Raw genomic sequence first — 12,206 nt, 5'->3', positions numbered from 1 at the left:
TATCCTCCTTGAGCGTTCTCGGACGCGCTGTTCAATTCAGCCGCAACACACTTGTGAGGAGCGACGATATGCATGAAATCCCGAACTTCCCCTTCCCAAGCCAGAATCAGCAAAGCGCAGCAGCCCGCCAGGAACTCGGTCAGCCGATCGAGATGAAAGCCAGCGGTAAACGCAACGACAGCAGCAAAGCCCAAAGCCCGCGCTGAGTCGCTGATTTAGCCACTGATGTTTCAGTCGCTTGATTTTCAGCCACTGATTTTTCAGCCCCTATGGAAGAGCGTCTTCAAGGTGTATTTCCATAAGGGCTGAATCATTCGCGACAGGCGTCACCTCTGCTCCACCCCGACATCAGCTTCGCCCATCCGCCACTCCCATGAACCGCCGTGCCTCGCTATCATGTGCCCTCGCGCGGATTCAAGCGTCTACGCTTCAACCCGATTGCCCCCTCGCTATTCTTTTTCCGTCGTAACCGTGGATCTATGCCCATGCCAGACGCTTCGAGCGCTGCCCCTCAACGTCCTATGGCTGTCACGCTGCAGGTTGTTTCCATCGTGCTGTTCACCTTCATCGGCTACCTGAACATCGGTATCCCGCTGGCCGTATTGCCTGGCTATGTGCACACCGACCTTGGCTTCGGCGCGGTGGCTGCCGGGCTGGTCATCAGCGTGCAATACCTCGCGACACTCCTCAGCCGGCCCTACGCCGGGCGCCTCATCGACACCCGAGGCCCGAAGAAAGCGGTGATCATCGGCCTGTTCGGCTGCGGCTTGAGCGGCATATTCATGCTTCTCGCCGACTGGCTCGACGCCTGGCCAATGGTCAGCCTGATCAGCCTGTTCGTGGGGCGACTGGTGCTCGGCAGCGCAGAAAGCCTGGTGGGCTCTGGCTCGATCGGCTGGGGCATCGGCCGCGTCGGCGCTGCCCATACAGCCAAAGTGATTTCCTGGAACGGCATCGCTAGCTATGGCGCCTTGGCCATCGGCGCGCCGGTGGGGGTGTTGCTGGTCAACGCGCTGGGGCTGTGGAGCATGGGCGTCAGCATCATGTTGCTGGCGGCGCTGGGGATCTCCCTGGCCTGGAAGAAAACCCCGGCGCCGCTGGTGCATGGGGAGCGTCTGCCCTTCCTTCACGTGCTCGGCCGCGTGCTGCCCCACGGCACCGGGCTGGCGCTGGGTTCTATCGGCTTCGGCACCATCGCCACCTTCATCACCCTCTATTACGCCAGCCACACCTGGCCGAATGCAGTGTTGTGCCTGAGCCTGTTCGGCGCCTGTTTCATCGGCGCACGCCTGCTGTTCGGCAACCTGATCAATCGCATCGGCGGCTTCCGCGTGGCGATTGCCTGCCTGTCAGTGGAAACGTTGGGGTTGCTGCTGCTGTGGCTGGCGCCCAACCCGAATCTGGCGTTGGCCGGTGCGGCCCTGACCGGCTTCGGCTTCTCCCTGGTGTTCCCGGCGCTCGGCGTTGAAGCGGTGAATCTGGTGCCGCCGGCCAGTCGCGGTGCAGCAGTGGGGGCTTATTCGCTGTTCATCGACCTGTCCCTGGGGATTACCGGGCCAGTGGCGGGCGCCGTGGCGGCAGGTTTCGGCTTTGCGTCGATCTTCCTGTTTGCCGCGCTGGCTTCGCTGAGCGGGCTGGGGCTGAGTGTGTATCTGTACAAGCATGCGAAGGCAATGCGGGAAAAACCGGCTGCGCTGTGACGCGGCATTGACTGCAGAAGATGCCGCGTCATCGAGACACCCGCACTGTCGCGCGGCAAACACAATGCCTGTGGGGGTGATTGGCTGGTTTGACGCGTTCGCCAGCAAGCCGGCTCCTACAGTGGGTCGGCGTCAAACGCCGAGTCTGCAGTGGATGCAAATCCGTAGGAGCCGGCTTGCTGGCGAACGCGGTGGGTCTGCAACGGCAGTGTTGTTTGAACTGACGCCTTCGCGGGCAAGCGCGCTCCTACAGTGGGTCGGCGTCAAATCCCGAGTCTGCAGTGGATGCAAATCCGTAGGAGCCGGCTTGCTGGCGAACGCGGTGGGTCTGCAACGGCAGTGTTGTTTGAACTGACGCCATCGCGGGCAAGCGCGCTCCTACAGTCGTTCGGCGTCAAATCCCGAGTCCGGGGTGGAGGCAAATCCGTAAGAGCCGGCTTGCTGGCGAACGCGGTATGCCTGCAATCCATGTGGCGCCTGACACACCGCCATCGCGGGCAAGCGCGCTCCTACAGTGGGTCGGCGTCAAACCCCAAGTCCGGAGTGGAGGCAAATCCGTAGGAGCCGGCTTGCTGGCGAACGCGGTGGGTCTGCAACGGCAGTGTTGTTTGAACTGACGCCTTCGCGGGCAAGCGCGCTCCTACAGTGGGTCGGCGTCGAACCTCGAGTCCGGGGTGGAGGGAAATCCGTAGGAGCCGGATTGCTGGCGAACGCGGTGGGTCAGCAGCGGCAGTGTTGTCTGAACCGGCGCATTCGCGGGCAACCGCGCTCCTACAGTGGGTCGGCGTCAAACGCCGAGTCTGCAGTGGATGCAAATCCGTAGGAGCCGGCTTGCTGGCGAACGCGGTGGGTCTGCAACGGTTTCTGCCAGTTGATCGCGCAAGCGACATTCAAAAATCGACCTTGCCTCGCCCCGCCTTGATTGACCCGCGCTTGGTTTTCGACTCCAGCCGGCGGGTCTTCGAGCCCAGGGTCGGCTTGGTCGGCCGGCGCTTCTTCTCGACCTTCCCCGCACTGATGATCAGCTCGCTCAAGCGTTCCAGCGCATCGGCACGGTTCTGCTCCTGCGTCCGGTACTGCTGCGCCTTGATGACCAGCACGCCGTCGCTGGTGATGCGGCTGTCACGCAACGCCAGCAGGCGCTCCTTGTAGAACGGCGGCAGCGACGAGGCGTTGATGTCGAAGCGCAGGTGCATGGCGCTGGACACCTTGTTGACGTTCTGACCACCGGCACCCTGCGCACGGATGGCGGTCAGCTCGACGTCGCTGTCCGGCAGATGGATGTTATTGGAGATGATCAGCATGGCAATCGGTGTCCTGGTTCGAAGCCGCCGCGACGTCACCGGCGGCTCTCGCCTTATTTGATGATCGACGTCCGCTGGGCCATCGACTCGCTATTGGCCCGGCGCTTGTTCTTGATCACATAAAACATCCACATCGCCGCCAGCCAGACCGGAATCGCGTACACCGAGATCCGGATGCCGGGAATCATCAGCATGATCCCCAGAATCAGCACCACAAACGCCAGACAGACGTAGTTGCCGTATGGATACCACAGCGCCTTGAACAGCGGCTGCTGACCGATCCGGTTCAGGTGCTCTCGGAACTTGAGGTGCGAATAGCTGATCATCGCCCAGTTGATCACCAGGGTGGCGACCACCAGCGACATCAGCAGCTCAAGGGCGTTTTGCGGCATCAGGTAGTTGAGCAGCACGGCAATCAACGTCACTGCCGCCGACACCAGAATCGCCCGCACCGGGACGCCACGGCTGTCGACCCGCGCCAGTGACTGCGGCGCATCGCCCTGCTCGGCCATGCCAAACAGCATGCGCGCGTTGCAATAGGTGCCGCTGTTATAGACCGACAGTGCCGCCGTCAGCACAACGAAGTTGAGAATGTGCGCCGCCGTGGTGCTGCCCAGCATCGAGAACACATGCACGAACGGGCTGCCGCTGTAGGGATCGCCGGACGCATTGAGGTCAATCAGCAAGGCGTCCCACGGCGTCAGCGACAGCAGTACCACCAGCGAGCCGATGTAGAAAATCAGAATCCGGTAGATGACCTGGTTGATTGCCTTGGGAATGATGGTGCGCGGTTGGTCCGCTTCCGCGGCGGTGAAGCCGAGCATCTCAAGGCCGCCGAACGAGAACATGATGAACGCCAGCGCCATGACCAGCCCGCTCACGCCATGGGGGAAAAACCCGCCCCGATCCCACAGGTTGCTGACGGACGCTTGCGGCCCGCCCTCGCCGCTGACCAGCAGATAGCTGCCCAGGGCAATCATCCCCAGAATCGCCACGACCTTGATGATCGCGAACCAGAATTCGGCCTCGCCGAAGACTTTTACGTTGGCCAGGTTGATGACGTTGATCATCACGAAGAACACCGCCGCTGACGCCCACGCCGGGACTTCCGGCCACCAGTACTGGATGTATTTGCCGACGGCGGTCAGCTCGGACATGCCCACCAGAATGTACAGGACCCAGCAGTTCCAGCCCGACAGAAAGCCGGCAAAACCGCCCCAGTAGTTGTGGGCGAAATGGCTGAACGACCCGGCCACCGGCTCTTCTACGATCATTTCGCCCAGCTGGCGCATGATCATGAAGGCGATGAAGCCGCAGACGGCGTAGCCAAGGATCATCGACGGGCCGGCTGACTTCAGCACCCCTGCCGAACCCAGGAACAGCCCCGTGCCGATCGCGCCGCCGAGGGCGATCAGCTGGATGTGACGGTTCTTCAGACCACGCTTCAAGTCACCCGAATGGGACATGTTTTCACTCATTGGCAAACCACCTTGGCGCGCTTGTCTGTGACGGAATCGAACCCGACGCGCTCATGACGCGGCGGAGGGAAACGGAGTGGATAACCCCGAGGGGTTGGCGTCCATACGCCGGTGGATCACAGAAAAAACGGGCGCGCATTGTACACCGCCCACACCGGATTGGGCGCAAGTACGCAGTCGGGAGGACCGGCCTTAGCCGGGAAACTGTTAATGACCCTGCTCTCCATCACACCGCCGACACAATTCTGTCGCAAAAATAATTCACCGAAATCGAAACCTCCCTAACGTTGTTTTCGCAGCAAGTTTCAATAAGTCCGGCGAAATGCCAGCATTTACCGACCGATTTTTACTTTGCAACAGTCTGACTATTGAACTAGTTTTTTCAGTGCTTGCTGGCCACGAAGGTCAGTGTGCTTCCATGACGAGGCCCGAGGGGTCAGCCCTTCGTCCTCGCTGCATTCGGCAAGTACGTCATTCTCAGGAGATTCACCTATGCAAACAGTTGAACTGGCTCTGGAAGAAGAACTGCAATTGGACGATTGGTTTGAAGCACCGACTCATGATGCCGCTGTGGAGATGATGCAGGCTGACGCCGTGGTGCCATTTGGCACCGCGATGTGGCCGTTCTAAAACAGCTGAAGGGCGAACGTGGCTAACGCGTTCGCCCTCTTGTTTTAAGCATTCGCAGTGGAGCGCACTATGGATAACAGCAGCGCCATCGAACATTTCCTGTATTACCTGCAACGCCACCCCGCCGTCACCGGCATAACCACCCCCCAAGTCCTGCTGGCCCATACCCCGGAATACCGCAACATCGTCGACGGCATCATCGAAAGCTCGACGGCGCGGGATTTTTTCCGATTCAGCACCCTGCCGCTGGACACTTCCCCTATCAACGAATTGACAGAAGCCATCACCGATTCCGATCTCTTCGTCCTGTTCTACGATTCCTCAACGCTGCCCAATCCTCGCGCGGAAGGGCCGCCGTTCATTCGCCAGTTACAGGAGGTGATGTCGGCGCAGTGGAAGAAGTCTTTGCTGTTCAAAGATTACGGCGACTATTTCTACGACACATTCAGCGTTGAGCCGGAGCGTATCGCGCAGCTGAATGCTGCACTCATCGACACCATGAACCAGGGCGAAACCCTCAGCTTCAGCGACGCCCACGGCTCTTACTTCGAGGCCCCACTGCGCGAACTGAAGAAGTGGACCAACATCAACGGCGTCGGCAATTACGACCTGGCACCCGGTGAGATCGCCACCCACAGCGAATCCATCAACGGGCATGTGCGGTTTCTCGGCACGTTTCTCAGCACCATTCCTTTCGCACGCAAGTACGGGATCATCGAGTCGCCACTGGAATTGTGGATCGAGAATTCCGTGGTGACGCGCATTGCCACTGACGTACCGGGGCTGGAGCACGACTTCAACAAATACCTGGACGCCAATCCCTCGAACCGGCGCATCGAAGAACTGGGGATCGGCACCAACGAAGGCGTCAGTCAGCTGTACGCGCGCAACGCAGGCTTCGAAGAGCGCCACTGCGGGCTGCACCTGGGACTGGGCGGCGGCGCCAAGGGCAGCCATCACATGGACCTGATTTTCAACGGCGGATCACTGGCCGTGGACAAGCGCGTGGTGTTTGACGGGACTGCCTACGTCGTCTGACTCCCAAGCGTGCATAAAAAAACGCCAGTCTCTCGACTGGCGTTTTTTGTACTTCAGACCGCGATTACCGTTTTACAACGCCATTACTCGGGCTTGCGACGACCAAAGCCAGGACGTTGACCAGAGCCGCTTGGCGGGCCGCGGCGTTTGCCGGACGGCGTCTTGTCGTCCACCAGACCGATGCCGGGACGCGAAGGCTTCGGCTTGGCAGGACGCTTGTTCATGTCGCTCGGACGTTCCGCGACCGGCGTGCCGCGACCGTTTTCGCTGCGAGCGCTGTCGCCACGTGGAGTGCCGCCACGGGCATTGTCGCCACGACCACCGATGGCCGGACGCGGGGTGCGCGCCGGACGACCGCTTTCCGCAGGTTTGCGCGCCGGGCGCTCGCCATCCGCCAGACGCGGCTCGCGGGCCGGACGATCCGGCGACACCGCATCCTTGGCCGGACGCACCTGACGCACACGCTCGCCTTTGCCCAACGGACGGGACGACTGGCGCTGCAAACGCTCCAGCTTGTCCTTGGTCTTGGCGGTCATCTGCGGCATCGCGACCGGCGTCAGGCCGACCTCGGCGCTGAGGATGTCGACTTCCTGCTGACTCATTTCGCGCCAGCGACCCATCGGCAGATCGGAATTGAGGAACACCGGACCGAAACGCACGCGCTTCAGGCGGCTGACCACCAACCCCTGGGATTCCCACAACCGGCGAACTTCACGGTTGCGGCCTTCCATGACCACGCAGTGGTACCAGTGGTTGAAGCCTTCGCCACCCGGCGCCTGCTGGATGTCGGTGAAACGCGCCGGGCCGTCTTCCAGCACCACGCCAGCCTTCAAACGCGCGAGCATGTCGTCGTCGACTTCGCCACGGACGCGCACGGCGTACTCGCGGTCCATTTCGAACGAAGGGTGCATCAGGCGGTTGGCCAGTTCACCGTCGGTGGTGAACATCAGCAAGCCGGTGGTGTTGATGTCCAGACGACCAATGTTGATCCAGCGGCCTTCTTTCGGGCGCGGCAGGCGATCGAATACGGTCGGACGGCCTTCAGGGTCGTCACGGGTGCAGATTTCGCCATCTGGCTTGTTGTACATGACGACGCGGCGAACGGTTTCGGCGGCTTCTTCGCGTCGAATAACGCGACCGTCGACCGTGATGGCGTCGTGCAGGTCGACGCGCTGACCGAGAGTGGCCTGAACGCCGTTGACCTTGATGCGGCCTTCGCCGATCCAGGCTTCAACGTCGCGACGGGAACCGACGCCAATGCGCGCCAGAACCTTCTGCAGTTTTTCGCCTGCTGGGCCGATCTCTTTGTCTTGCTTGTCTTGTTCACTCATCTGGGCACCTCCCGGTGTGTCGAATCAGGGCATGCGCGAGTGGGCATGGCCTGTGGCCCGGCTCCCTGGACGAAAGCGGCTCCGGATCAGAACAATTCTGAGGCGGAACGGGCGGAAAACTGAAATCCCTGGCGCGTGTGGATCGCCAAAAGGTCGCGAATCATACGCGCCTGACGCGCGTTGCGCATCAGAGACTAGATGAAAAATTCAGGCTGACTTCTTTTTCCGCCGACTGGCGCCTTTGAGCTTGATCAACCGCAGCGCCGACTCGTCGAGCACCGAGCGTTTTTCGTCCTTCTCCATCTTCTTCCAGGATTTGATCTCGCGCTTGCTGCGACCACAGCCCAGGCAGATATCTTCGTCAAACTTGCAGAGGCTGATGCAGGGATTCTTGGTGCTCATGGGTTCGCCTGAGTGAGGAATTGGGCGCTGTGCATCTTCCTGCCACAGCGATCATCACCGCGGATCTTCATCGTCCTGCGGCGGTTCTTCCAATTCAGACTCTTTATCGGGCTCATCGAGCAATAAATCGTCGAAGTCGATTTTCAGGCCCTGCTCCATGGTATCCAGTTCGGCGAGCAGGCTGCGGAAACTGGTCTCATCCCGGGGCGCTTCAGGCTCTGCGTCAGCATCGAGCGACAGGCTGGCGTCGGCCAACGCCTGCAAATGAGCGGGCACCGGCGCGTCGTCGAACTCCAGCACTGGCTCGGTTTCCATCTCGCGCAGGTCGGCCAGCGGTGGCAGTTCGTCGAGGTTCTTCAGGTTGAAATGATCCAGAAAGGCTTTGGTGGTGGCGAACATCGCCGGCTTGCCGGGCACATCGCGGTAGCCGACGATCCTGATCCACTCGCGCTCCATCAAGGTCTTGACGATGTTGCTGTTGACCGCCACGCCGCGCACGTCCTCGATCTCGCCCCGGGTAATCGGCTGGCGATAGGCGATCAGCGCCATGGTTTCCAGCAGGGCCCGCGAATAACGCTGGGGGCGTTCTTCCCACAGGCGCCCGACCCAGGGCGCGAACTTCTCGCGGATCTGCAAGCGATAGCCAGTGGCAACTTCTTTCAGTTCAAAGGCGCGGTTGTCGCAGGACTTGCCCAGCAACGTCAGCGCCTTTTTGAACACCGGCGGTTCGGGCCGCTCGCCCTCTTCGAACAGCTCGTAGAGGCGCTCCAGGGACTGCGGTTTTCCGGAGGCGAGCAGAAACGCTTCGAGCAACGGCGCCAGATCGCGGGGTTCATTCAGGTTCATTGATCAGCTCTTGCTCTTTATTCGGCTCGCGCCCGCACATGAATAACGGCGAAAGCTTCGTTTTGTACGAGCTCCACCAGTTGCTCCTTGACCAGTTCCAGCACGGCCATGAACGTCACCACCACGCCCAGCCGTCCCTCTTCTGCCGTGAACAGCTCGGCAAAGGGCACGAAACCCGCGCCTTTCAAGCGCTCCAGCACATCACTCATGCGCTCGCGGGTGGACAGCGCTTCGCGGCTGACCTGGTGACTTTCGAACATATCGCCGCGGCGCAGCACGTCGGCCATGGACATCAACAGCTCTTCGAGGGCGACGTCCGGCAACAACTTGCGCACCCGCGCTTCGGGGGCCTCAAGCCTAGGTATGACGACGTCGCGGCCCACGCGAGACAGCTGATCGATGCTTTCAGCCGCTGCCTTGAACCGCTCGTATTGCTGCAGGCGACGGATCAGTTCGGCGCGGGGATCGCCCTCTTCTTCCTCGGCCATTTCCGAGCGGGGCAAAAGCATGCGCGATTTGATCTCGGCGAGCATGGCCGCCATGACCAGGTATTCGGCGGCGAGCTCCAGGCGCACGGTTTTCATCAGCTCGACATAGCCCATGTACTGACGGGTGATTTCCGCCACGGGGATGTCGAGGATGTTGATGTTCTGTTTGCGAATCAGGTAAAGCAGCAAATCCAGCGGGCCTTCGAAGGCTTCGAGGAACACTTCCAGCGCATCCGGCGGGATGTACAGGTCGACCGGCATCTGCGTGACGGCCTGACCGTAGACCATGGCAAACGGCAGCTCTTGCTGGGCGTTGGCCTGATCGGTCTGAGCATCCAGGGTCGGCGCCTCGGTCACTCGACTTCGACCCCGAACGGCGTCGGATCGCCGCAACCCACGCGCACCACCTGGGGCTCGCCATCGGTCAGATTGACCACGGTGGAGGCCGAAATGCCGCCCTCGCCTGCGTCGATGATCAAGTCGACCTGATGCTCGAGAATCCCGCGCATCTCGTAGGGGTCACTCATAGGAATGGTCTCGCCGGGCATGATCAGGCTGACGCTCATCAGCGGCTCGCCCAGTTCCTGTAACAGCGCCTGCGCGATCGGATGACCCGGCACGCGCAAACCGATGGTGCGCCGCTTGGGGTGCAGCACCAGCCGCGGCACGTCACGGGTGGCGCCGAGGATGAAGGTATACGGCCCCGGCGTGTGCGCCTTGAGCACGCGAAACGCCGCCGTGTCGACCTTGGCGAACAACCCCAGCTGCGACAGATCACTGCACATCAGCGTGAAGTTGTGCTTGTCATCGAGTTGACGCAGGCGACGGATGCGCTCGACGGCCGTCTTGTCGCCCATCTGGCAACCCAATGCGTAGGACGAATCGGTGGGATAAACCACCAGACCGCCCGCCCGGATGATTTCCACGGCCTGTTTGATCAGGCGCGCTTGCGGGTTCTCCGGGTGGACCTGGAAAAATTGACTCACGGTAATTTCCTGTTCAGACGGCAGTAGGCTGGTCATGTTTGAACCGACACCAAAGGGGCGGCAGGTCTTCGGGCAATGGGCGATAAACGCCGATTTCAGACCATGCGCCTGGGGCATGAAAGTCACTGCCGGCACTGACCAGCAGACCGAACTCACGGGCCAGAATCGCCAGACTGCCGACCTGATCGGCAGGCTGCAGGCCGTTGACCACTTCTATTGCATGGCCGCCGGCCTGGATGAAGTCGGCGACCAGCTTGCGACGCTTGCTGCGAGTGAAATCGTAATGCGAAGGGTGCGCGAGGCTGATCCATGCACCGGCGGCGCGCAGGGTGGCCACCGTTTGCTCAAGGGTCGGCCAGTGTTGCTTGACGTCGCCCAGCTTGCCCGCGCCGAGCCATTTGCGGAACGCTTCGGCGCGGTCCTTGACGAAACCCTGGTTGACCAGAAAGTCGGCAAAGTGCGGCCGGGCCGGCGCATTGCCACTGTCGCCGAGTGCCTGCTGCACCGCGCGAGCGCCTTCGAGCGCACCGGGCATACCTTTCATCGCCAACTTGCGGCTTATTTCTTCGGCCCGCAGCCATCGGCCGGTGTGCAATTGCTCGATGGCCTCACGCAATTGCGGGGCGTCCACATCGAATGCATAGCCCAGCACATGAATAGTGGCACCGCCCCAGGTGCAGGACAATTCGATGCCGTCGATCAGCTGCATACCCAGCGCAACCGCCGCAGTACGGGCCTCGGCCAGGCCTTCAAGGGTGTCGTGATCGGTCAGCGCGAGGACTTTCACGCCGTGCTCATGGGCACGTGCGACAAGTACCGCGGGCGCAAGGGCGCCATCGGAAGCGGTGCTGTGGCAGTGCAGATCGACGTTCATAGGGGCGCTTTCGCAGTCATTGATGTTTGTTATTATGCCGTCACATCCAGCTTCTGGCTCTTACTGTGAAACAATTCATCGACTTCATCCCGCTCATCCTGTTCTTCATCGTCTACAAAATCAGCCCGCAAGCCGTCGATGTCCTTGGCCACAGCTTCATGGTAGGCGGTATTTACAGCGCCACCGCGATGCTGATCGCCAGTTCCCTCGTGGTTTACGGCGTCCTTTATGTCCGTCAGCGCAGACTGGAAAAAAGCCAGTGGCTGACGCTCATTGCCTGTCTGATCTTCGGTAGCCTGACCCTGGCCTTCCACAGCGAAACCTTCCTGAAGTGGAAAGCCCCGGTCGTCAACTGGGTCTTCGCGCTGATCTTCGCCGGCAGTCACTTCATTGGCGACCGTCTGTTGATTCAACGCATCATGGGCCACGCGCTGACCCTGCCCCAGGCGGTCTGGACCAAGCTGAACATCGCCTGGATCGTGTTCTTCCTGTTCTGCGGCGCCGCCAATCTCTATGTGGCGTTTACCTATCAAGAATTCTGGGTCGACTTCAAGGTGTTCGGCAGCCTGGGCATGACCCTGCTGTTCCTGGTCGGCCAGGGCGTCTACCTGGCCCGCCACATCCATGACGCCGACCCGTCTACCCAGCCTTCAAACAAGAAAAGAGAGGACTGACATGCTCTACGCAATCGTGGCAACCGACGTCGCCAACTCGCTGGAGAAACGCCTGGCCGCGCGCCCTGCGCACCTGGAGCGTCTGAACGCAATGAAAGCCGAGGGCCGCATCGTCCTCGCCGGCCCGATGCCTGCGGTAGACAGCATCGACCCGGGCACTGCAGGGTTTACCGGCAGCCTGATCGTCGCCGAATTCGAGTCGCTCAAGGACGCCCAGGCCTGGGCTGACGCCGATCCCTACGTGGCAGCGGGTGTCTATGCCGACGTGATCGTCAAACCGTTCAAGCAAGTCCTGCCCTGATTCTGTGTCAAGCGCCCGGCTCCGTACACCGGGCCGGACCGCCTTCATCCGCTTTCCCTTGCTCACCCTTCCCACGGGCCTGCCGATAAGTTGCTAGAACCAAGGGCCAGACTGTGGCTCAAAGAGGCACGGGCGGTCATGCCTTTATGGGGGT

At 61.1% G+C, this 12,206-nt stretch carries 14 protein-coding genes; 6 read left to right on the top strand and 8 right to left on the bottom strand.

The window, feature by feature from the left end; translation table 11 throughout:
- The first annotated feature begins 68 nt into the window (after window positions 1-68).
- Both EC919_RS27140 and EC919_RS09525 read left to right on the top strand, forming a co-directional pair.
- Complete coding sequence (locus EC919_RS27140) at window positions 69-206, top strand: hypothetical protein (protein ID WP_166650518.1); 138 nt, start codon at window positions 69-71, stop codon at window positions 204-206.
- Window positions 207-485: 279 nt separating this feature from the next.
- Window positions 486-1,700, top strand: a complete 1,215-nt coding sequence (locus tag EC919_RS09525; RefSeq protein ID WP_133773322.1) for an MFS transporter — start codon at window positions 486-488, stop codon at window positions 1,698-1,700.
- A gap of 890 nt (window positions 1,701-2,590) precedes the next feature.
- Here the strand turns inward: EC919_RS09525 and arfB are convergent.
- Together arfB and EC919_RS09515 are read right to left on the bottom strand one after the other, a co-directional pair.
- Complete coding sequence (arfB, locus tag EC919_RS09520; RefSeq protein ID WP_065986956.1) at window positions 2,591-3,004, bottom strand: alternative ribosome rescue aminoacyl-tRNA hydrolase ArfB; 414 nt, start codon at window positions 3,002-3,004, stop codon at window positions 2,591-2,593.
- A gap of 53 nt (window positions 3,005-3,057) precedes the next feature.
- The gene (locus tag EC919_RS09515) at window positions 3,058-4,482 is read right to left on the bottom strand and encodes an amino acid permease (RefSeq protein WP_133773320.1); all 1,425 of its coding nucleotides are present in this window, start codon (window positions 4,480-4,482) and stop codon (window positions 3,058-3,060) included.
- 492 nt (window positions 4,483-4,974) lie between these two features.
- On the opposite strand from EC919_RS09515, the gene EC919_RS27135 reads away from it, so the two are divergent.
- Both EC919_RS27135 and EC919_RS09510 read left to right on the top strand, forming a co-directional pair.
- Window positions 4,975-5,112, top strand: coding sequence for a hypothetical protein (locus tag EC919_RS27135; protein WP_163022139.1), 138 nt, complete (start codon window positions 4,975-4,977; stop codon window positions 5,110-5,112).
- Window positions 5,113-5,181: 69 nt separating this feature from the next.
- Window positions 5,182-6,150, top strand: a complete 969-nt coding sequence (locus tag EC919_RS09510) for a leucyl aminopeptidase (protein WP_133773318.1) — start codon at window positions 5,182-5,184, stop codon at window positions 6,148-6,150.
- 83 nt (window positions 6,151-6,233) lie between these two features.
- Here EC919_RS09510 and rluB read toward each other — a convergent pair whose 3' ends face one another.
- The 6 genes from rluB to EC919_RS09480 form a co-directional block, all read right to left on the bottom strand.
- A complete protein-coding gene (rluB, locus tag EC919_RS09505) occupies window positions 6,234-7,481 on the bottom strand; it encodes a 23S rRNA pseudouridine(2605) synthase RluB (protein ID WP_133773317.1) in 1,248 nt (415 codons plus the stop codon).
- A gap of 207 nt (window positions 7,482-7,688) precedes the next feature.
- On the bottom strand, window positions 7,689-7,883 hold the full coding sequence (locus tag EC919_RS09500; protein WP_133773315.1) for a DUF1289 domain-containing protein: 195 nt from the start codon (window positions 7,881-7,883) through the stop codon (window positions 7,689-7,691).
- A gap of 54 nt (window positions 7,884-7,937) precedes the next feature.
- Window positions 7,938-8,729, bottom strand: a complete 792-nt coding sequence (scpB, locus tag EC919_RS09495; protein ID WP_133773313.1) for an SMC-Scp complex subunit ScpB — start codon at window positions 8,727-8,729, stop codon at window positions 7,938-7,940.
- Window positions 8,730-8,746: 17 nt separating this feature from the next.
- Complete coding sequence (locus EC919_RS09490) at window positions 8,747-9,445, bottom strand: segregation and condensation protein A (RefSeq protein ID WP_166650522.1); 699 nt, start codon at window positions 9,443-9,445, stop codon at window positions 8,747-8,749.
- Window positions 9,446-9,570: 125 nt separating this feature from the next.
- The gene (locus EC919_RS09485; RefSeq protein ID WP_108121457.1) at window positions 9,571-10,203 is read right to left on the bottom strand and encodes an L-threonylcarbamoyladenylate synthase; all 633 of its coding nucleotides are present in this window, start codon (window positions 10,201-10,203) and stop codon (window positions 9,571-9,573) included.
- Window positions 10,204-10,216: 13 nt separating this feature from the next.
- Window positions 10,217-11,077 carry a PHP domain-containing protein gene (locus EC919_RS09480; protein WP_133773309.1) on the bottom strand — a complete coding sequence of 287 codons (861 nt, stop codon included), beginning with the start codon at window positions 11,075-11,077 and terminating at the stop codon, window positions 10,217-10,219.
- Between the two features lie 65 nt (window positions 11,078-11,142).
- Between EC919_RS09480 and EC919_RS09475 the strand changes: the two genes are divergently transcribed.
- Window positions 11,143-11,751 carry a septation protein A gene (locus tag EC919_RS09475; RefSeq protein ID WP_133773307.1) on the top strand — a complete coding sequence of 203 codons (609 nt, stop codon included), beginning with the start codon at window positions 11,143-11,145 and terminating at the stop codon, window positions 11,749-11,751.
- 1 nt (window position 11,752) lies between these two features.
- A complete protein-coding gene (locus EC919_RS09470) occupies window positions 11,753-12,052 on the top strand; it encodes a YciI family protein (protein WP_133773306.1) in 300 nt (99 codons plus the stop codon).
- The last annotated feature ends 154 nt before the right edge of the window (window positions 12,053-12,206 follow it).

The sequence above is a fragment of the Pseudomonas graminis genome (assembly GCF_004364335.1).
GTDB lineage: Bacteria > Pseudomonadota > Gammaproteobacteria > Pseudomonadales > Pseudomonadaceae > Aquipseudomonas > Aquipseudomonas graminis_D.
This window is presented reverse-complemented; position numbering and strand designations above follow the sequence as displayed.